General features: G+C 57.1%; 33 protein-coding genes and 2 pseudogenes. 19 read left to right on the top strand and 16 right to left on the bottom strand.

The window, feature by feature from the left end; all coding sequences use genetic code 11:
* Positions 1-8: 8 nt before the first annotated feature.
* A pseudogene (locus J7573_RS22520) lies at positions 9-617 on the bottom strand (putative metallopeptidase).
* 87 nt (positions 618-704) lie between these two features.
* On the opposite strand from J7573_RS22520, the gene J7573_RS22515 reads away from it, so the two are divergent.
* The gene (locus J7573_RS22515) at positions 705-947 is read left to right on the top strand and encodes a helix-hairpin-helix domain-containing protein (RefSeq protein WP_294340488.1); all 243 of its coding nucleotides are present in this window, start codon (positions 705-707) and stop codon (positions 945-947) included.
* Between the two features lie 7 nt (positions 948-954).
* On the opposite strand, the gene J7573_RS22510 is transcribed toward J7573_RS22515, so the two are convergent.
* The 4 genes from J7573_RS22510 to J7573_RS22495 are packed head-to-tail and all read right to left on the bottom strand — an operon-like array spanning position 955 to position 2,045.
* The gene (locus J7573_RS22510) at positions 955-1,146 is read right to left on the bottom strand and encodes a hypothetical protein (protein ID WP_294340487.1); all 192 of its coding nucleotides are present in this window, start codon (positions 1,144-1,146) and stop codon (positions 955-957) included.
* Between the two features lie 22 nt (positions 1,147-1,168).
* A complete protein-coding gene (locus J7573_RS22505; RefSeq protein WP_294340485.1) occupies positions 1,169-1,399 on the bottom strand; it encodes a hypothetical protein in 231 nt (76 codons plus the stop codon).
* Between the two features lie 57 nt (positions 1,400-1,456).
* Positions 1,457-1,720, bottom strand: a complete 264-nt coding sequence (locus J7573_RS22500) for a hypothetical protein (protein ID WP_294340483.1) — start codon at positions 1,718-1,720, stop codon at positions 1,457-1,459.
* 1 nt (position 1,721) lies between these two features.
* On the bottom strand, positions 1,722-2,045 hold the full coding sequence (locus tag J7573_RS22495; protein WP_294340482.1) for a peptidase M48, Ste24p: 324 nt from the start codon (positions 2,043-2,045) through the stop codon (positions 1,722-1,724).
* 124 nt (positions 2,046-2,169) lie between these two features.
* Between J7573_RS22495 and J7573_RS22490 the strand changes: the two genes are divergently transcribed.
* Positions 2,170-2,466 carry a hypothetical protein gene (locus J7573_RS22490; protein WP_225785677.1) on the top strand — a complete coding sequence of 99 codons (297 nt, stop codon included), beginning with the start codon at positions 2,170-2,172 and terminating at the stop codon, positions 2,464-2,466.
* Here J7573_RS22490 and J7573_RS22485 read toward each other — a convergent pair.
* From J7573_RS22485 to J7573_RS22440, 10 genes are all read right to left on the bottom strand, one after another.
* The gene (locus J7573_RS22485; protein WP_294340477.1) at positions 2,443-2,802 is read right to left on the bottom strand and encodes a hypothetical protein; all 360 of its coding nucleotides are present in this window, start codon (positions 2,800-2,802) and stop codon (positions 2,443-2,445) included. The genes J7573_RS22490 and J7573_RS22485 overlap by 24 nt on opposite strands.
* 21 nt (positions 2,803-2,823) lie before the next feature.
* Positions 2,824-3,681 carry a hypothetical protein gene (locus J7573_RS22480; RefSeq protein ID WP_294340475.1) on the bottom strand — a complete coding sequence of 286 codons (858 nt, stop codon included), beginning with the start codon at positions 3,679-3,681 and terminating at the stop codon, positions 2,824-2,826.
* Positions 3,682-3,764: 83 nt separating this feature from the next.
* Positions 3,765-4,343, bottom strand: a complete 579-nt coding sequence (locus tag J7573_RS22475) for a hypothetical protein (protein ID WP_294340474.1) — start codon at positions 4,341-4,343, stop codon at positions 3,765-3,767.
* Positions 4,340-4,945 carry a recombination protein NinG gene (locus tag J7573_RS22470; protein ID WP_294340473.1) on the bottom strand — a complete coding sequence of 202 codons (606 nt, stop codon included), beginning with the start codon at positions 4,943-4,945 and terminating at the stop codon, positions 4,340-4,342. The genes J7573_RS22475 and J7573_RS22470 overlap by 4 nt, the downstream gene beginning before the upstream one ends.
* A complete protein-coding gene (locus J7573_RS22465; protein ID WP_294340471.1) occupies positions 4,942-5,412 on the bottom strand; it encodes a hypothetical protein in 471 nt (156 codons plus the stop codon). The genes J7573_RS22470 and J7573_RS22465 overlap by 4 nt, the downstream gene beginning before the upstream one ends.
* Entirely contained in the window at positions 5,409-5,564 is a 156-nt protein-coding gene (locus tag J7573_RS22460; RefSeq protein ID WP_294340469.1) for a hypothetical protein, read from the bottom strand. The genes J7573_RS22465 and J7573_RS22460 overlap by 4 nt, the downstream gene beginning before the upstream one ends.
* On the bottom strand, positions 5,564-6,367 hold the full coding sequence (locus J7573_RS22455; RefSeq protein WP_294340468.1) for a hypothetical protein: 804 nt from the start codon (positions 6,365-6,367) through the stop codon (positions 5,564-5,566). The genes J7573_RS22460 and J7573_RS22455 overlap by 1 nt, the downstream gene beginning before the upstream one ends.
* Positions 6,357-7,340, bottom strand: a complete 984-nt coding sequence (locus tag J7573_RS22450; protein ID WP_294340466.1) for a phage replication protein — start codon at positions 7,338-7,340, stop codon at positions 6,357-6,359. The genes J7573_RS22455 and J7573_RS22450 overlap by 11 nt, the downstream gene beginning before the upstream one ends.
* A gap of 1 nt (position 7,341) precedes the next feature.
* A complete protein-coding gene (locus J7573_RS22445; protein ID WP_294340465.1) occupies positions 7,342-7,653 on the bottom strand; it encodes a CII family transcriptional regulator in 312 nt (103 codons plus the stop codon).
* Positions 7,654-7,655: 2 nt separating this feature from the next.
* A complete protein-coding gene (locus tag J7573_RS22440; protein WP_294340463.1) occupies positions 7,656-7,889 on the bottom strand; it encodes a hypothetical protein in 234 nt (77 codons plus the stop codon).
* A gap of 102 nt (positions 7,890-7,991) precedes the next feature.
* Between J7573_RS22440 and J7573_RS22435 the strand changes: the two genes are divergently transcribed.
* The 16 genes from J7573_RS22435 (at position 7,992) to J7573_RS22355 (ending at position 17,083) form a co-directional block, all read left to right on the top strand.
* A complete protein-coding gene (locus tag J7573_RS22435) occupies positions 7,992-8,726 on the top strand; it encodes a S24 family peptidase (protein ID WP_294340461.1) in 735 nt (244 codons plus the stop codon).
* 455 nt (positions 8,727-9,181) lie between these two features.
* Positions 9,182-9,976, top strand: coding sequence for a hypothetical protein (locus tag J7573_RS22425; protein WP_294340459.1), 795 nt, complete (start codon positions 9,182-9,184; stop codon positions 9,974-9,976).
* 166 nt (positions 9,977-10,142) lie between these two features.
* Complete coding sequence (locus J7573_RS22420; protein WP_294340457.1) at positions 10,143-10,364, top strand: hypothetical protein; 222 nt, start codon at positions 10,143-10,145, stop codon at positions 10,362-10,364.
* A 104-nt stretch (positions 10,365-10,468) separates the two neighbouring features.
* Positions 10,469-10,678 (top strand): hypothetical protein, encoded by a 210-nt coding sequence (locus tag J7573_RS22415; protein ID WP_294340455.1) that lies wholly within the window; start codon positions 10,469-10,471, stop codon positions 10,676-10,678.
* A 97-nt stretch (positions 10,679-10,775) separates the two neighbouring features.
* Entirely contained in the window at positions 10,776-11,405 is a 630-nt protein-coding gene (locus J7573_RS22410) for a LysE family translocator (RefSeq protein ID WP_294340454.1), read from the top strand.
* 96 nt (positions 11,406-11,501) lie between these two features.
* The gene (locus tag J7573_RS22405; RefSeq protein ID WP_294340452.1) at positions 11,502-11,747 is read left to right on the top strand and encodes a hypothetical protein; all 246 of its coding nucleotides are present in this window, start codon (positions 11,502-11,504) and stop codon (positions 11,745-11,747) included.
* 183 nt (positions 11,748-11,930) lie between these two features.
* Positions 11,931-12,185, top strand: a complete 255-nt coding sequence (locus J7573_RS22400; RefSeq protein WP_294340450.1) for a DUF1654 domain-containing protein — start codon at positions 11,931-11,933, stop codon at positions 12,183-12,185.
* A gap of 503 nt (positions 12,186-12,688) precedes the next feature.
* Positions 12,689-12,856 carry a hypothetical protein gene (locus J7573_RS22395; RefSeq protein ID WP_294340449.1) on the top strand — a complete coding sequence of 56 codons (168 nt, stop codon included), beginning with the start codon at positions 12,689-12,691 and terminating at the stop codon, positions 12,854-12,856.
* A gap of 130 nt (positions 12,857-12,986) precedes the next feature.
* Positions 12,987-13,172, top strand: coding sequence for a hypothetical protein (locus J7573_RS22390; RefSeq protein WP_294340448.1), 186 nt, complete (start codon positions 12,987-12,989; stop codon positions 13,170-13,172).
* 139 nt (positions 13,173-13,311) lie between these two features.
* Complete coding sequence (locus J7573_RS22385; protein ID WP_294340446.1) at positions 13,312-13,980, top strand: hypothetical protein; 669 nt, start codon at positions 13,312-13,314, stop codon at positions 13,978-13,980.
* Between the two features lie 216 nt (positions 13,981-14,196).
* Positions 14,197-14,616, top strand: a complete 420-nt coding sequence (locus tag J7573_RS22380; RefSeq protein ID WP_294340445.1) for a hypothetical protein — start codon at positions 14,197-14,199, stop codon at positions 14,614-14,616.
* A complete protein-coding gene (locus tag J7573_RS22375; RefSeq protein WP_294340443.1) occupies positions 14,613-14,804 on the top strand; it encodes a hypothetical protein in 192 nt (63 codons plus the stop codon). The genes J7573_RS22380 and J7573_RS22375 overlap by 4 nt, the downstream gene beginning before the upstream one ends.
* Complete coding sequence (locus J7573_RS22370; protein ID WP_294340442.1) at positions 14,801-14,971, top strand: hypothetical protein; 171 nt, start codon at positions 14,801-14,803, stop codon at positions 14,969-14,971. The genes J7573_RS22375 and J7573_RS22370 overlap by 4 nt, the downstream gene beginning before the upstream one ends.
* A gap of 288 nt (positions 14,972-15,259) precedes the next feature.
* The gene (locus J7573_RS22365) at positions 15,260-15,991 is read left to right on the top strand and encodes a hypothetical protein (protein WP_294340441.1); all 732 of its coding nucleotides are present in this window, start codon (positions 15,260-15,262) and stop codon (positions 15,989-15,991) included.
* Positions 15,988-16,551 carry a siphovirus Gp157 family protein gene (locus tag J7573_RS22360; protein WP_294340440.1) on the top strand — a complete coding sequence of 188 codons (564 nt, stop codon included), beginning with the start codon at positions 15,988-15,990 and terminating at the stop codon, positions 16,549-16,551. Before J7573_RS22365 ends, J7573_RS22360 begins: the two co-directional genes overlap by 4 nt.
* A 7-nt stretch (positions 16,552-16,558) precedes the next feature.
* Positions 16,559-17,083: a hypothetical protein gene (locus tag J7573_RS22355; RefSeq protein ID WP_294340439.1), complete on the top strand. Its 525-nt coding sequence runs from the start codon at positions 16,559-16,561 to the stop codon at positions 17,081-17,083.
* A 98-nt stretch (positions 17,084-17,181) separates the two neighbouring features.
* On the opposite strand, the gene J7573_RS22350 is transcribed toward J7573_RS22355, so the two are convergent.
* Positions 17,182-17,913, bottom strand: a complete 732-nt coding sequence (locus tag J7573_RS22350) for a hypothetical protein (protein WP_294340438.1) — start codon at positions 17,911-17,913, stop codon at positions 17,182-17,184.
* Positions 17,914-18,011: 98 nt separating this feature from the next.
* Between J7573_RS22350 and J7573_RS22345 the strand changes: the two are divergent.
* Positions 18,012-18,358: pseudogene (locus tag J7573_RS22345) on the top strand (nucleoid-associated protein); the annotation flags it as partial.

The following is an 18,358-nucleotide window of genomic DNA, read 5'->3' as shown; positions in this document are numbered from 1 at the left end:
GTCAGGGGTCAGGCAGACTTGAGCAGACAGGTTCCGCAGGCCCTCGAAATGTTGATCTTGGCCACCTCGGGCGGCCGGCTTGCAGCGTCGATCAGTTGCTGTACGTCTTCGCTGGCACCGTAGCGCCTCACCACCCCGACGAACTCTTCGACGTCATGACCGCGCAGGTAGAGCTTGGGCAGCCCCTCCTGGGTGAACTTGGGAGCGCCGTACTCATCGGTCGCCTGTGCGATGTGGTAAAGCTCGTGCTCAACCAGGGCGCAGAACTCAGCGTCGGTGCACTGTGCGCAGTAGTCGGCGGCCAGAGTGATGAGGTAGTCCGGCTCCTCGCCGAACCAATCCCGCATCTGCTGCTCTTGCCGGGCCTTCTACCATCCACCTGCACGGAACATCACCTGCTCGGCCTGGCCAAGGACGACCCGCCCCTGCTTCGCGAATCCCGTCGATGCCCAGAGCACGCCGACGTTGGCGTCTATCAGGTGGGCATGCTCTGGGTTGTGAATGCTGCCAGCGTCGGCAAGTATCTCGCTCTGCACCCAATCCCACACACCGGTAGCTGGACGCAGCGTGAGCCACAACGATTCGAGCAGGTCTGCCGGTGGAAATGGTCTCCTCAAAGTGCTTAGCCTCCAGTCACTTGTGGCACCGACCACCCACATGAGGCAATCTTACTAAGCACCATTGATCAGATAGGGATTTCACTGATGCCATTTCCACCGAAGGAACGTGCTGCACTATTGGAGCTCAAGGGCGTAGGCCCAACCGTCATCGCCAGACTTGAGCAGATGGGTATCGACTCATTGGCCGAACTGGGCAGAGCCGATGTTACCGACATCTTGGCGCGAGCATCTGCCGCATTGGGATCGACCTGCTGGAGAAATAGCCCTCAAGCAAGGGCAGCTATTACTGCTGCCGTCGATTTTGCGAAAGGCGCACTTAGCCAATAGCGCATCCTTACGTGACCACCATCCTGTGCGTCTCTGCATGAGCGTGCCCATGCAGAATGGCAACGAGCAGCCCTTGAGGAAGCCCGGCTTCCTTGGCTGCGTCAATCGCCCTGATCAACGCCGAGTCCAGATCATTGGTGGCGGTTACCACGTCAGCCGGTAGCGGCAAGACGTGGCGCAGGCGTGTCACGTTGCCCATTCAGGCCTCCTTGCGGGGATGGTCAGGCGAAGGGGTCGGCAGGTTTTGCGATCGCGCGCACAAACCACATGAAGCCCTGCTGCAGATTGGTCTTGGACAAGGCCAAGGTGCGCTGGTCAACGCCTTCGATCTGGCCGATTTGCTTGAATAGTTCGCCAGCGTCAGCCTCCAGGGCCTTGATCGAGTTCATCCCGTCGATCTCGCTTTGGGTGAGGTCGCGGTAGCCGGTGATCTTCTTGTGTTGGTTGTCCATGGTGGATCCTCTGGTGGTCGCGCCACGAAACGGCGCTTCTCGATTTTGTGGTGCGGATCAGCTGAAGACGTGACCGCGTCTCGCCCAGGCATAGGCAACCACCCCGGCGTGAAGCATCGCACCGAATGGGTTAACCCAATGCCCTTGTAGGGCGGTGATGAATGCGCCGAACCCGCCAATGGCCACCAGGTAGAAGGCGATGCTCAGCAGTGGCTGATCGGCGGGCCGAACCTTGCGCAGGTAGTCGCACGCAGCCACCACCACCAACACGCACAGGAACACGTCCAGGGCGGTCAGCGCCGAAACAAGGATTCTGTCCATGTCATGCACCTCGCGCCGCTACGAACGACCCCACAGCCGCCTTGAGCCCCGGGATGATGTTCATGGCAGTCAGGCCCAGCACGAAGGCGACTCCGCACAGCAGGTCATCGGTGACCGCAAGCTCAAGCTTGGGGGCGAGCCACGCAGTGACTGGCTGGGTCAGGTAGACCGAGAAACCGAAGCCGGTAGCAACAGCAGTTGCGGCCTGGAACCGGGTCAGATCCTTCAGGAAGCCCAGGGAGAGGATCGAGCCGATGAATGCAGCCATCACCACCCCGTACTTGCCCAGCACTACGCTGGCGGCAGTGCTTGTTGGTTCGGCCATGAGTGGTTCCTAGAATAAAAGGCCCGACTGAGCCCCTCAGCAGGACTCAGGCAAGTTCAAAGAGATGAAAAGATGGCCACATGCTATGTTCACAATCCCAACAATCGCAGCAAAGGACTGAGCCATGGGGCACTTCGTAATTACGTTTCGCTTCGAGTACGACGACAGCTACCAAGAGAGGTATGACTCGTTCACCAAAAAGGTGACGGAAATCGCCACCTCGAAATGGGAGGAGACATCTTCCTTCTACGCAATTGAGGCGCCAGGAACAGCGGAAAGCATCCGGGACACGCTCTATTACAAGACCGGATTCATGGAGTCTAAAGATCAGATGGTCGTAATCGACCTGGATAACCGAGTGAAGGCGATCAAAGGGGATGTCAAATACCCCAACACCTTAGCGAAGTGCCTGGGTTTCTGAACCAAACAAGATAGCTTCGATCTCGGCCAGCTTGCGCTCGCTCTCGCGTAGGCTGGCCTCCTGGTAGGTCACATAGCCGTCAGCTTTGGTCAGCTTTTCTTGCGCATCACGCTGAATTGACTTCGCCTCCCTCAGCTTCTGTTCGCAGCTGAGGATATCCTCGACAAGGCAGCGGTACTTGCTTTTCATGCCGATCTCCAAGAACGAAAATCCCGGCTCGTGGCCGGGACTCTTGAGGCCCTCTCGGGCCAATAAAAAACCCGGCACAGTGGCCGGGCTCTTTTCGTCACTCCTCAACACGCGCAGGAATGACAGGATGTAAAAATAATCGGCCATGCGGCCATTTGATGTCAAGTGTCAATTTGAAGAAGCCGGAAATCGCTTGGCTATCTTGCAGTCTTCAAAAATTGGCGTTTCGGCGATATTCCCTCGTCCGGTACACATCAATCGGACTGTCGATCCCTTCTTAACCGCTGCGACGACCAGAGCATCAGACTTGGCGAATTTGAACTGCGGGCCAAAGTCTGGGGTTGTTCCAACCATCTCCAAATAAGGGTAGCCGAGGAAATCAGTGTTGTTATCCGTAACCTCGCCGCTGACCATTACTCGCTTTCCCTTAAACCTCATGTCCGCTCTAGCGATGTCCTCGTCATAGCTGGCAGCAATCTGAAAGGAATGATAGGTTTTCAAGATCTTGCAATCGTCAAACATTGGCGTTTCGGCGATCTCGCCTTGTCCCGTGCAAATCACATGGACTGTCAATTCCTTCCTCACCGCCGCCACGGCCTGGGCATCAGACTTGGCGAATTTGAACTGTGGACCAAAGGATGGGTTTGTTCCGGCCATTTCCAAGTAGGGGTAACCCAGGAAATCAGTGTTGACATCCGTTACCTTGCCGCTCACCTGTACTCGCTGTTCCTTGAACGTCATGTCCGCTGCAGCAGTGTTCTCGTCATAGCTGGCCGCAATTTGGGAGGAGAGATAGGTTTTCCGGGGCTCAGCAGGTGCATCAATGTTCAAGGCTAGAATCGCCCGGTAGGCCGCCGGGACCAGGATGAGAAGCCCAGCAGCCAACCACGCAAAACCCAGAATTCTAGCAATCGTGGAATGCCCTTTTCTCAAAAGGAACCAAGAGAAAATGACAGGAATGAAGAAAACGCCAAGCCCCAAGAGAAATTCAACACTACGCTTTCGTTGTGCAACCACACCACTCATATCGCTCCCCATGGCGATCTGGCAAAAAAGGGCTACATTCTGAACGCTAAGCCATTAAATAGCCATCGCCGATAAATTGAGCACTATGCCGCCGACAACATAAGCAACCCCTCGAAATTCAGTACCTCTGCCGCTGCCTTCAAGGCCTCATCTATCATCTCCTCCAACACATCCTCGACGCCCTTCTTCCAGCGACGGCGCGTGCGCTCTGGCCGGGCATCCGGATCCCAGCGGTTAATGTCGTAGAACTGAGACGGCAACACGATCATGTCGCTCGAGCGCTTACCCTCTGCGCCTTTCAGCTTCGGAATGGCCCAGGCCGTGACAGCGCTGGTCACGAACAGCTTCGGCGCATGAGATGCAACCAAGGGGCAGATACGGCCAATCGACTGGGCTTTGCGGCCCTTGTGCGTGCTGTACTTGGCCACCAGTACATCCCAGTGCCGTGGTTTGAGCTGACTACGCAGCCGGGCAAACACCCAGCAGTCGGCATCCATTCTGCTGATCTCACCGCGATCCACTGAACCGCTAAGAGTGGCCAGGTCGTGCCCGTCATCGCTGCCAGGTACATAAAGCTTCTGCCAGGCCTGTTTGCTGGTATTGTCGATCGCCTCCGCTGCAAGGGCCGAAACGACAGCCGCCAGGATGCTCGTATAGATCATGCTGCTTGCCCCTCCAATTCCTTTATCTTTGCTCTGTACTCGGCCTTAATGGCCTTGAGATCATCGATGGTGTGCTTGCGGGCCTGATGAGGGCCTTCCAACCAATCCACATTGTCGGTTCCGATGCGCTCCACCAGACGGATGCGGTACTCGACGGCATTGCCCGACAGGTTCCGGTTGCACTTCACACACTGCCGGTGGACGTTGAGCGGCTCGAAGCGCAGTTCCGGGCAGGCGCCAACCGACCGGTAATGCCCAGCATCCCAACGGCTGCCGGTGATGAGGTCGTGGTCGCTCGGATTCGAGTCACAGCTGATGCACGGCAGGCCGGCGTCACGCTCGCGGATGTAGGCGTTGAACGCAGCTTGGGCCTCGGCCATGTGCTCGCGACGGGTCTTCAGCTTCTCTCGGCGCTCCTTGAGGTCTTCCCGGGCCTGCTTGGTGATGGCTTGGGCGGCGACCTTCTGCACCTTCGAATCTTTCGACATGGCCAACGCACAGGCGACGCTGCACACCTTCTGCGTGATCATGGACGGCTTGAAGCGCTGGCCGCAGCCGGGCGCCTTGCACTTCTTCGGCTTGATCTCCTTGGACAGTGTCACGCCGCAACCTCCCCAAGCAGATCGCTGAACACAACGCCACGGGCCGAGAAGTCCGCCACCACCCGCTCGGTGTAGGCAATGCCCTGGGTACGATTGAACAGGCTAGTCACCGGCATGCCGTCCGGGCCGAACAGCTTGCAGTCGCCCATCATGTCCAGCTTCTCCTCGTAGGAGAGGTGGCGCATGACGCGGTACCAGGCCGCCTGGAAGTCCTGATCCTCGTTCAGCAGGATCTGCACGCCGTGGTGCAGCTTGCAGTACTTGCGAGCGTCCGATGCGTCGCCTATCTGGGTCATCTCGGAGATGCGCTTGTAGAATGCGAACCACAGAGCATTTTGGTCCAGGGTTCGGTCCTTGCCCGGGCGCATGCTCACCACGACAAATCTCTTCTCGCGGAACATGCCGGTGAGCATGGTGACAGCCTCGGACAGCTTGGCCTGGCAGTTCACGCTGATCTTCTCGGTCATGGCCTGGCCCTCCCGATGGTGCAGTTGTAGGTCGTGTTGCCGATGTAGAAGCCGTCGATACGGTCGCAGTCGTTCTTGATGCTATCGGGAGCGCCAACCCATCCGCCGAGCACGCCAAGCGCAAAGACGAAGGCCAGCCACAGGGAATTCATCACACACCCTCCCCGGCTGACTGCCCGGCGCGCTTGATGTTCAACTGAGCGATGGCGGCGCGTGTCTGCCGCTTACGCAGGTAGGTATCGACTCGGTGGCGCTGCGCTTCCTTGGTGCGCTTGCGATCTTTCTTGGCCTGGGCGGCCTTGATGATGCAGCGGACCTCGGCGAGCTTTTCGCGGACCTTGGGGCTGGTCTTGGTTCGCACCTCACCAGTGATCAGGCCTGCTATGGCGTGGCCATCCTCAGTGGCAGGAGCAATTCTCAGGTGAGCCAGATGCTTGGCTCCCGCCTCCTGGCTGATCAGCTTCGAGCGCACCGCAGACTCGATAGCGGTGACTCGGCGGGCCGGGTCATAGCCCAGAGAAACTTCCCACTTGGCCGTGAGCGCCTCAGCCCTGGCGGCGACAACTAAGCGCTCATAGGCGCTCATGAAGGCCATGCGGGCGCCAACCTTGTCGCCAGCCTCGAGCACAGGGCTTGACGCGGTCATGGCTTGACATATCTCGGCAGTCATCACCACCGTTTCGCTTTCATCGCTGGCCGATAGCGCGATAGCCCAGGCTTCGTCCTTGCCGGGGTGTCCATCAGCGGCCTGAGCGTGCTTGAGAATCGCGGCTACGGTCAGACGACCACCTTCACGCCGACAAGTGCGGAGCGCATCAGTCAGCACGCCTTCGCTGTACTCGCGCAGGTCCTCGACCATCAGCAGCGCAGCGCCCTGGGTGAGCTGCTGGCCCATCACCTCAGCGGTGGCGAACAAGGAAAGCAGCAGTTGGTCTTGCTGGTCTTCACTCAGCATGGGTTGCAGCCCTCTTGGCTCGAAGCGCTTCCAAGGCCTGCTCGGCGGCGCTGTAGTTGGCTTGGGTTTGCTCGATCTGGCGGGCAGTGGTGCCAGTCATCTGGCGATTGGTGACCCACTGGGTGTGGTAGGCCTCGGCGTTCTGGAGCAGGTCGCCAAGGCTATGCAGGCGGTTGACCAGCTTGCTGTCGTTGATCCGGACGAAGTACGCGGCGACGTGGTGGGCAACGTCGATACCGAGGCGGTCCACTAACTGGCCGATCTGGCCGCCAGCCTTCGCGTTCCAAACTGGCCATGCCCCATGGCGGCTGCGGTAGGCCATGGCGTAGTTGGCCCAGGCCTTGAAGGTTTTGCAGGATGGATCTTTCGGCCCTGGCATGTCGGCTGGGATTTCGCAGCGCGGCGCATCGGACGAAACCAAGGTCAGCCCGGCAGGTTGCGACGGCGCAGCCGGGACGTCCTGCACACTGTGACTGGTACCCTGATTGGTATCCTGATTACTGGTATCCTGATTTGTCGGAGATTTTTCCGACCCAGGCTCGGATTTTTTTCCGACCTTGCTCGGAGATTTTTCCGACCCTGATCGGATTTTTTCCCGAGGTACAGGCTCGGATTTTTTTCCGACCTTATCTTTCTTGGTCGGATATTTTTCCGACCCGTCGAGCTTCTTGTTCCACTCCTTGCCCTTGGCAGTTAGCTGCACCAGGGTGATGTTGTTGGTGCTGGAAAGGTTGATCAGGCCGGCGCCTGCAATCGCCTTCAGCAGGCGATACGCAGTATCCGGCTTGTCGGTGAGCAGCGGCAGTTCCTCGACAATCTTCGCCTTGCTCAAGGCGTAGAAATCGCCTTTGTCCGTCTTGACCAACTTGGCCCAGCTTGGGCACTCGTAGACGAACGCGAACAGCAGCGCCTGCTGGGCGTTCAAACCCCAGTCGAGCGCCTTCGCCTGGTTGATCGTGACGGTGAACTGCATGTCAGTCCCACCCCAACGGGCCGGGCCGCTTCTTCTCGGCCTTGAGGCCGATCCGGGCCATGGTTTCAAGTGCGGACAGATACTCGGCGGTCACGACCACAGCAGTCTGTGGAACTACCCGCAAGCCCAGCATGGCCTGGACCTTCGCCCAGCGCTGGTACTCGCCATCATTCCAGCGCGATACGGTCGACTCACTGCAACCCGTTTCCAGGGCAATGCGCTTTTGGCTGACCTGTGCAACCCGATGCAAGATCAGGGTCTCGATCTCTCGGGCGATATCGCCTTCGCTGAGGCTTAATTGGCTCTCAGACATGATCAGGCCACCCACTGCAGCTCAGGCCAGATCACGTCCCAGTCCTCTGGGCGCAGAGATTTACGGGTCAGAAGCCCGTAGCTCACGCGCTCAAGGGCAGAAGCAAGCATCGCCGACGCTTGTTTATTACCGTAGGCAATCTGCTTTAGGTAGCCACGGGTAGTGCCGGTTTTCTTAACGTCCGCGTCCGAGGCGGTTTTCAGCCACTCCAACAGCTTGGTGTGCTTGGTTCGCATCACGAATCTCCTCTGTGATGCACCGAGTATTACCGCTCGGTAACTTTTTATCAATACCACATGGTCATTTACCGGAAAGTAATGCCCATAGAGAATCGCGCAATGGAATTACGTGACGTGCGCAGGCACAACCTGCAGAAGTTGATGGATCGGGAGTACGGCGCTGGCATCCGTGGGGCTCAGTCGCGCCTGGCAATTAAGCTAGGGAAGCCACAGAATTTCATATCCCGCTGCCTCGCATCCCCTGAAAGCCCGGGATCGAAGACAATAGGCGAGAGCTTTGCAAGGGAGATTGAAGAGGCATTCGGCGTGCCGCGGTATGGGCTAGATGCGCCTCTCGAGTTGACTTCCGACACAGTCAGCATCGAAGGCCTACCCGCCCCGCTAGCCCAAAAGATCAAAAGCTACCGCAGCCTGGTTGACGTTCCGCGCTACGACGTTGAGGGCTCGATGGGCCCTGGCTCGGTGCCGCCTGATATCAACATGGTTGTTGAGCATATGAGCCTGGATGCGAACTGGGTACGTCAGAACCTCACCTACACCAAGCTAGAGAACCTCAAGCTGATCTCCGGACGAGGTGACAGCATGGCTCCGACGATCCGTAGCGGGGATGCTGTTCTGGTGGACGCTGGGATCACCTCAGTTGAGGACGATGCAATCTACTTCTTCCTGATGCGTGGGAAGCTACAGATCAAGCGCATCCAGCGCGGCCTGGACGGCCTGACGATCATCTCGGACAACGGACAGTATCCGCCGATCGAGGTGCCAGGTGGTCGTGAGACCGACATCACAGTCCTGGCGCAGATCATTTACTGGTGGACTGGCCGGAGCTTCTAGCTATGCCCCTAACCAAGCCCAGCCAAGACTAACCATCAAAGCTAAGCCATAGAAGACTCTGAATTAGGACGGTGGACGGTTACGGATGACTCAGTGGCGAGAGCGTGGTTTCTGGGGTAAAGCGTGGATCTATGCCTTGTTGGCACTCCTCGTAGCGGTATCCGATGGCGCGGACGTGTCTAGCCTGGGCGCAGGTTCATCCAATCGAAAGCGGGTCTTCAGCCCAGGGTTCATCGCAATCTGCGTCCTTGTAGTTGTGATTGAGCTGATCATACTGAACCACTTGTATCGGGCGCAGTGATCAGGATCTGCCAGGTGATGCAGGCTGGCTGGATCGGTTGGCGGGGTATGGGGGTGAGGTGAAGGTGGGGCGGATTGAGCGGAGAGGATGCGAGTAATCTAGCGCTGCCAGTGTGTGGCGCACGTTATTTTCCACATAAAAGGAAGCAGAGTACATGGATGTCACGCCAGAGAATAGGCTGCATTTCGAGCTGAAAAATGTCCTCCCAGTTGCCGTAGATGACTACACAGAAAGCCTGCAGGCCTTGGCCCGCGAGTACAGGTTGTACTTGGCGGCATTCGAGTCCCCAGAGGACAGTGCAGCAACACAAATGTATGTCCAAGAAATTCGTAGCGGAAGCATAATCAACGAGCTTGTGCCGTATGCCGTCGGAATTCTTCCCTTGCTCGATGTGGCGAAGTCAATCGGCGAGTACGCGGATTATCTTAAGGCGATATTTGACTGGTCTTTAGGTAAACTCGGCTCAAAACCCACGCTTGCCGATGAGCAGAATACGCTAAAAAATATCGTCAAGATCATGGAGCCGACAGCTAAGGATCAGGGGGCCCAAATGAACATTGGCGTGATGAATTTTCACCAGGGCGTAACAGTCAATATCTCGATGGGCGCGATGGAAGCCAACGCAGCCCAGAATTTCCTGCATCGACACATGACTCCACAGCCAAAGGAAACGATGACAGGCGACCACCATTTTGTTGCGCTGAAGTGGTTCCAAACTCGCAATGAACTAAAGAATAAAACCGGCGACAAGGCTCGGATCGAAAGCATATCCCCTGATCCGGTCAAAGTTCTTTTCGGCACTGACGATCTGAAAAACCGCATGGTGATCAACGAAACGAACATCTACCACAAAGCTTTTATCGTAGATGTGCAGGTAGAGACGGTAGATGGCAAGCCGATACTATACGTAGTGAAAGCTTTGCATGACACACTTGATGTCGCATCCTAACCACAAGCCCGCCACTGCGGGCTTTTTCATGCCTTTCACACTGCCGTAACGCAGCCCGACCAATATGGCAAAGCCAAATGGATTTGGCACAATCTACAGAGAGCCAGGCCTAGAACTGGGCTTTTTGCTGCCTGCTATCCTGTCATGACCTCTGGAGGATCCAGCCATGGTCACCGACAAGCTAACCTTATCTCTGCTTTCGCGAATGGCTGATGCTCAATTGGCGCTGGCCACTTCCATGAAAGGGATAACCCCAGTGTCTCAGGGATACCCTGAAGGGTCGCTTCAAAGAGTTGCAGAGGCGCTGGAGCAAATTGAAGCAGCCCTGGTTGAGATTGACCGCTTGAGCGCCGGCAGCAACTCGGACTTCCAGACCAGGCTGCACTGATCCCACCGAGCGCTCCTCCCTCCATATCAGCGCTCGGTATTAGCCCGCCTCGGCGGGCTTTTTTGTCCCTGCTACGCTTTCCTTGCCACATGGAGGATCGCGTCATGCCTACCAACGACCTTATTCCTTCTCTCATCTACAAGCTCAACGAGAACCAGCTCGCCATCGCTGAAGCCGTCGAAGAGCTTTCCAAATGGATCGAGCAGATTCACGGGCCGGCCGACGGGTCGATCAAGATTCGCCAGTCACTGGCCAAGCTGGATGACAACCTGGAGTTCATCACCCGCGGCGTTGCAACGCTGATGAACGATTGAGGTGCGACCTCGCCCCGGCAGCGTTGCCCGCCGAGTCAGCGCCAGGTTAAATTGCCGGTCTTGCAAGCACTCACATGACCGCAGGAGCATTTATTGGATGGACGCCTCGACGCTCTTTCTCTACGTCATTGCGGTCAGCGCAGTGATGATCACGCCCGGACCATCGATGCTCCTGGCGCTCAGTAACGGAGCCTCCAACGGGATGCGTGTAGCTTCCTTCGGGATGGCAGGTGCAGCTCTGTCTGACCTAATCCTTATTGGTGCCGTCGGATGCGGTCTGGGCGCCCTGCTCCAAGCCTCGGAGCAGTTGTTCTCTCTGGTTAAGTGGATGGGTGCTGCGTATTTGCTCTACTTGGCTTGGGTTCTCTGGCGTGCCCCCACTCACCCGCTGTCCGAAGCGGGGACGCAGAGTGCCGCAACGGGGCGAGCAGCTTTCCGGCGAGCTCTATTCGTCGGGCTGTCCAATCCAAAGGGCTTATTGTTCTTCTCGGCTTTCCTTCCGCAATTCATCCAGCCTTCAGAACCACTCGCCCTGCAGTATGTGATCCTGGCTGTAACCAGTGCATTGATCGACTGCGTGATGATGAGCATTTACGCTATTGGCGGGCGCCATGCCATGCGTAAGTTCTCATCACGGGTGATGCAGTGGATCAACCGCAGTTGCGCGGGGATGTTAGGGATGCTTGCACTTGGCCTAACCTTGTACCGGCGCCACGAGTCGCACTGAAGACCGAAGTCGCTGACTGCTCCGTCATTCTCAAAATCCCGCCTCGGCGGTTCTTTATTGCCTGCTACGATTTCCTCATCACTTGGAGGAGTCGCTATGACCAACCTTCCCGACGATCCAACTGCCGCCCTGCTTCTCCGGCTAAACCAGAACATCAACGCACTCGGTGCCGCCATCGAAGAAGTAGGGGCCTGGCTCGACCAGAGAGGCGCTACAGAATCATACGAACGAATCAGCGAGCACCTGGAGGTATTGGTGGACAACAGCGATGCCATTGCAGAGCTGATGGCTGATTTGATCGCCAGGCAGGCGCCTGAAGAGACAACTGACCCAGAGGATTGATACGGCTCCTCTCTGCAGGTCGAAAGACCAACAAAGAATGATCTGCCGAACCCCTCCTTGCCCGCTCCTTGCGGGCTTTTTTATGCCTACACGCCAAAAGAGCACAAATGTGCTCCATCCAATATTGCCATTTACCCATGGACAAAATACTGTTCATGCATACAGCAAATGAGGCATCACGCTATGGCCAAACAGCGGAAATCGAAAGCCCCTGCCCCGCCTACGCCCTACGAGATGATGGGAGCACGCATTCAGAAAATCATCAATTCACCAGCGGCGCAGAAGGCCAAGTCGGCAGTCATCGCCAAAGAAGAACACGAAGCCACCTATGACTGGGAGCGCATCCTGGATGAGGTGGCCGAGAACGACAACGTGACCGTGGCGCATCGAGACGACGGCTCAGTACACCTAGCCTGGACCGTACCCGCCGAAGACTGATTTTAGATTCCCTCCTTTGCCCGCCTTGTGCGGGCTTTTTTGTGGGTCGCTGAAATTTATTACCAAAAGGTGTTGACCTTAATTATTACCGTACGGTAATTTTAATCCATCGAGGCGCTACACAGCCCCCTCGGGAGGCCCTCAAGCCTCACCGCTCTTTAGCGACACACCTTGCCGGATCGACACCGGCCCAGATTCGAAGGCAGCGATGGACAGGCCTCAACAGTCCAGAGGGGTGGCAACTGCCCCGGGCGCGCAGCGTAAAGCGCCGAGTTCAGTTATCCAGCGGGAGAACAAGCCGAAAGGCCCGCGGCTGGAGTCACCAACTCGAAGATTGCCAGCGACCGACGCCAGTAGCGGGTCGCGGCAGATTTCCTCGATGCCCTTCTCGCGAGGGGTATCAGGGAAATCACCTCTTAAGCATTGCTTGGGAGAGATCCTGAACGGCCCACAGTCTTGAAATTAAAATGATATAATTGGCGGTTTTTGCATAAGGAATACACATGAAAGGCATACCTACCATTGCGTTTGTGCTCTGGCTGATCGCCTCTTGGCTTACCCATGTTGTTGTCTGTTTCAAGACTGCAAGCTGGGGATTCCTGATTGCTGGCGCGATCTTCTTCCCGGTCGCGGCCGTGCACGGAACCGGAATTTGGTTCGGCGCATGGTAAATCTCGAGATAGCTCTCTGAACTTGCGAGTCTCGACACACAGCCCGCTCTATGCGGGCTTTTTCATGCCTGCGATTCACTGAAGCACCTGGGTGACCTGGTGCTTTGGGAATCCACTGGAGGAACACGAAATGCACCTTAAAGACCAGGGCTTCAAGTTCTGCATCAGCCCGGACAAGAGGCAGGGCCAGTGGCTGCATCCGATCGTGTTCAAGGTCATGCATCCCGATTGGACCGACGTCACGGAATGGCCGACCGAGAAGCTGGTCGCTTACCTGATGCCAGAGCCTCAGCAGCAAGTGTTGTTTGCAGCATGACGATTTCACTGGCTGGCCCTGGCTATGGGGCCAGACGGGAAAGTAGGACGAGCTGGGCGAATAGAGCTGACGGAGCACAAGTGCCATCGTTATCTACAATTGCTGATAGTTCCTCTAATCCCATTACTGGAGCATCAACGTGCGAATATCCCTCCTCTTAATACTGGCCGCATCCCCTGTGGCACTTGCAGAGCAATGTGATTGCCAGAAAATCATTGGGCAGTGCAGCGGTGCGATTGATTTTGTAAAAGGCTATGGTTCGAAGCCAAGCTACGGTGCGGAAATCGTCGTTCACAGCTCCGAAAAAATCTGCTCGAAAGTCGAGTATTACGTGGATGGAACTCCGTACCAGACGGTACTGGTGAACAAAAGCCAGGAACCAGAAAGCCTTTTTGGCACCAGTCCCATTACACAGAAATCCGTCACCTACCGGTCCTGCCAAGTCTGCGCACGTGTCGACACAAATAAGGGCGCAGCAGATGGTAGGGATCGCTCGCAAATCTCTGGTGTTAATGACTTCGAAGGCACATGGACGGGGTCAGGTCGAAACAGCCTAGGTTTTTCTCAGACATACACCGTCAAGATTACTTCGATTGGTGCAAATCGCTATCAAATTGACCAAGTCCAGAAAGCTTTCATGTCTACGACTAACAGCTCAGGGACCGGATCCTCTTCAGGTAAAACTCTTCCCTATCAGATCCACGACGGCGCGGTGGACTGCACTATGACCCTCAAAAGTTCAAACACTGCCTCCAGGGTCTGTAACGGCTATGGAACATCGAACGAAGCGGCCCTCACCAAGCAGTAAGTCCTGCCCAATCCGCTGTTAGCAATACAGCGGATATCGCATCGCGGGCTGGAAAGCGACAACTCACCAGCCATGCCCCCTCAGGCTGTCTCAAGCGCCTGCATTTTCTCTACTTATCGACCGCATCGGCAGGCGCCAGGCCACCTTTCACGGTGGGTTTGGTCGCCCGCGCCTGACGTCTGGCCAATGCGGCCGCACAACCACCAGGAGGACGCCATGGGCGCACTTCGAGCAGCACAATGGCAGTACGACAACGCCGAGCCGGCAGACAACTCAGCCTATCAGGAAGCTGCGCAGCAGTGGATCGAGAGCAACGCTGAAAGCCTTGTTGGCGGCTGCGACGTTCTAATCCCACAGCGCTTCGGTGGGCCGGTCGGCGTACGCCAAGACCAGTTCGTAGCCAAGCTGGCCGAACACCTTCGCGCCCTGCAGGAGGCCGAGCAGGACGACATCAACGCCCTGGCCCTGCTCCTGCTTCAAGCACAGGCCGGCGGGCCGGTGAAGAGCATGGTCCCGGACATCCTCGGCCCAAGCGACCACGTCGGCGGCAAGCTCTTCGAAATCGCCGAGTCAATGCTTGAAGGGTACGCCGAGCAAGGCGTGCAGCACGACGCTGATCTGGCGAACGAGCCATGAGCCCACACGTTCTGCTCGACAACGAGCTAGATGCCTTGGCAGAGCCATCTACTCCGGTGAGCTGGTCCGCGATGATCCAGAAGCAGCTCACCGAGATGCTGGCCGACCAGCGCATCACCATCGAAGAGTTCAACCACTACTGTGGGCGCCTCAACAAGATCGTTGATGGGCGCAAGGAGGTTGCATGAGCACTGCACCGGTTAAATCTCTGATCGACGAGCAGCTTGAGCAGATCGAGCGCAGCCTGACCATCATCGGTGCGGGCATTCCCCGCGAGCTGCCTGTCGCGAACCTGCCGCCGAAGCTTGTGGCTGCCATCAAGGCAGGGCGCATTGCCGTGAGGCCTCGGTCATGACCAGCTACCAGCGCGCCCGCCGCATCGCAACCTGGCGCGGCAGCTTCATCGCCATCTTCTTCTGCACCGCCTGGATGCTCGCTAGCGCCTGGGCCGGCTGCATTACCTCCTGACGCAAGACCCCGAGCACGGCGGGCCCTTCGGGGATAACCGTACCCGCAAGGGAGCGTAAGCCGGCAAGAGCGCGCAACCATCACCGGCAGCCAGGGCGTTCGGCCTTACATCACGGGCGTGACCTAGCATTTCCCTATTCCAACTGACGGCGCCGGCCTGGCGCGAGGTTTTCTAATGTCCACTACCAACATGCGCATCTGGGAGCAGGTGCAGACCACCGATACCCGCTACACCAAGAACGCCGAGGTCGGCGGCCAGAAGATCACCAGCCTGAACGGCACCGCGATGGTCATGAAGGCGACCGAGATGTTCGGCCCGGTCGGTATCGGCTGGGGCTGGAAGGTTCTGGAAGAGCGATTCGACGACGGCCACGAGGTGTTCGCCGGTGAAGGCGACAAGCGAATTTGCCTGGGCCGGGAGATCGGCCATACCGTCAAAATCCAGCTGTGGTTCATGCAGGACGGCCAGCGCGGCGAGGTCGAGCAGTACGGATGCACCCGGTACCAGTACAAGACCAAGTACGGTATGACCACCGATGGCGAGGCGCCGAAGAAGTCCCTCACCGACGCCATCAAGAAGTCCCTGTCGATGCTGGGCTTCAGCGCCGACGTGTTCCTGGGCATGTTCGATGACCAGAGCTATGTCCAGCAACTTCAGGCCGAGCAAGCCATTGAACAGGCCGAAGACAGAGAGGCAGAGATCGAACGTCAGAAGCAAGAGCGTTTGGACTTCATCAAAGCAACCATCGAGACGATGAAGGGAGCGCAAAGCCTGTACGAGCTCAAGAAGATCCATGACTCCGCAGTCCGCAGGCTCGGCAATCGAAATGACTCCAGCGGTGTTCAGCGAGTGGCCAAAGAGCTTGCCGATTTATCTCCCAAGTTCGCCAAGGAGAAAGTAGCGTGAGCAGCCTCTACCCGCTTACTAAGCAGATGATGGAGTTGGCCGCCATGGCCGACACCGACGACGAGGGTCTTAAGCGGGCCATCCAAGACACTATGGATGGCATCGCAGGAGAGTTTGGCGACAAGGCAGAAAGCATCGCCATGCTGCGCCGCAACATCGAAGGTGAGGTCCTGGCCATCGACGCCGAGATCGAGCGCCTGACCGAGCTCAAGCGCATCAAGAAGAACGCGATCACGCAGATAGGCGACTACCTGCGCCGCAACATGGAGGCCGCCAATCTCAAGTCGATCAAGCGCCCGTTGTTCACCATCACCCTGGCGGCTGCGCCTGAGAAGGTGATCGTCGACAAGCTGGACGAGCTGCCCGACGACCTGGTCCGGGTGCAGGTGATCCAAGACCCGGATAAGAAGGCGATCGCCACCAAGCTCAAGGCCCACCGCGAGCACAACGAGGCAGTGCGCAAGCGGATGGACGCCGGCGAAGACTGCGAACACGAACTCATTCCCGAGCCTGGCTGGGCGCACCTTGAGCGCGGCGAGAGCTCGATTCGCATCAAGTGAGGTCGGCATGAACCAGTCAATTGACCTGGACGCCGCACAAGCGGCCTTCCTTGCCTTTGGAGGCAGCATCATCGTGCTCGACGGCTTCCAATACGTTCCGCACCGACAGCGCCGTGATGACGAAGTGATCCGTGCCGCGCCGGTGAAGGCTGAAGACCCGAGAGTGGTCAAACGCCTTTCCCTGCTGGCCGAGATCCGCAAGATGGCCAAGACGATGACCTGCCAGCAAGTGCACGAAGCAACCGGCTACTCAAGGCAGGCTCTATTCCGGGCTGCACGCGAAGGCAACTTCGTGTTCCGCCGAGAAGAGCGCAAGAGCCCAGGCGTGGACAAGCGCGAAGTGCAGCGACAGATCCAGCGTAATCAGAAGCGCATCGAAGAGCTGAAGCTTGTCGAGCGAATCTGCGCGATGCGGGATATCGGCCTGAACCGCGCCCAGGTGGCCAAACAGGTCAACATCGCCTACGCCACGCTCACCGCCATCATCGAGCGCAACAGCATCGACTTCCCGAAGGTTCGCACCCGGAAATGAAACGCATCACCGCACGCGTCCGGCACGGCCGGCGCCAGCAGCACATCAATCTGCCGCCCAGCGGCTTAGTATGTGGAGCGAACGGCGAAAAATTGAGCTTACGACTTTCTTGGGAAGCCAGTAATAAAATCGAGCACACCCCAATCAAGCCCATCAAATCTGACAGTGCACATCATCAATAGAAACCAGATCACAGATAAAAAGATTCCAGCATAAATTGGAATTCTACTTGATGAAAATTTTCTCATAATAAAACGATTTGTAAAGTGAGCGTATGGCCTACTACTCCACAAGCTTTTTTCAATAGCATCCTTATTTGAATCCTCTTCAAATAGGTGAACCATGAGCATACGATTTTCGAGTTTAGATTCTAAATCCTTGTCGATCGAAACGCCCCGTTTACTGAGCTGTCCTCGCAACACCCTATGGTACTGGGTAATTTTTGTCATTGCTTTCTCGGAGCGCTGGGTGTTTATCTCCCAGTGAACCTGCCAATACTTTGCGCCAGCAGCCATTGCTGTCTGCAACAGGGATGTACCGAAACCAACTAAACAAATCAAAAAACTCACTACAGGTATTTGACCAGCGGATTGACAAACGCCAGCCAGCAGCACCCCCTGAAAGATCATGAAAAAATTGTTCCGTTGGACCAACTGCTGAATCTCAAAATTCCTCAAATCCAGGCACAACTTGTAAATCGCCTTCCAGGCGGCCAAGTCGCTGATAGCTGCCGAAGCGTGAAGCTCAGCCTCTTTTTGCACTTCCAGTCCGGAAAGAGTTTTTTTAGAGCGTTTGAGAAAGCTTTTTTTGACGTCTGGTTCATCACCCATTACAGCGTCCTTGCATGACTCAGTTTGAAGGATGCCACCAATACCCCATCCGCAACCAAATTGCCACCATGCCGCCAGACGGCCACGGAGGATCACCCATGCCCATTCGCCACGCAGTGATGCACTTCATCGACAAGAAACCGGACGGCAGCCCAGCGGTCCTGAGCCTGGCTAGCTCGGAGCTTCCGGATAGCGCCGCCATCGACAACCTGCTGTTCGAAGTGAACGGCACCTACAACGCCAAGACCGGCAAGGGATGGGGCTTCTTCCACCCCGTGTCCGGCGCCTACCCAGTCAGCGGGTGGCTGGGCAAGGTCATGATCGACGACGTTCCTCGACTTCACCAGGACCGGGGCGGAGCACCTGACCAAGCTGATGGAGGAGTCGAACCTGTCGGTCGGCGGCCACGTCCTGTTCGCCCTATACACCCAGGGCATGACTGACT

The sequence above is a fragment of the Pseudomonas sp. genome (assembly GCF_017744435.1).
Classification (GTDB): domain Bacteria; phylum Pseudomonadota; class Gammaproteobacteria; order Pseudomonadales; family Pseudomonadaceae; genus Aquipseudomonas.
The sequence above is the reverse complement of the archived record's forward strand: the minus strand, read 5'-3'. Positions and strand labels throughout refer to the sequence as shown.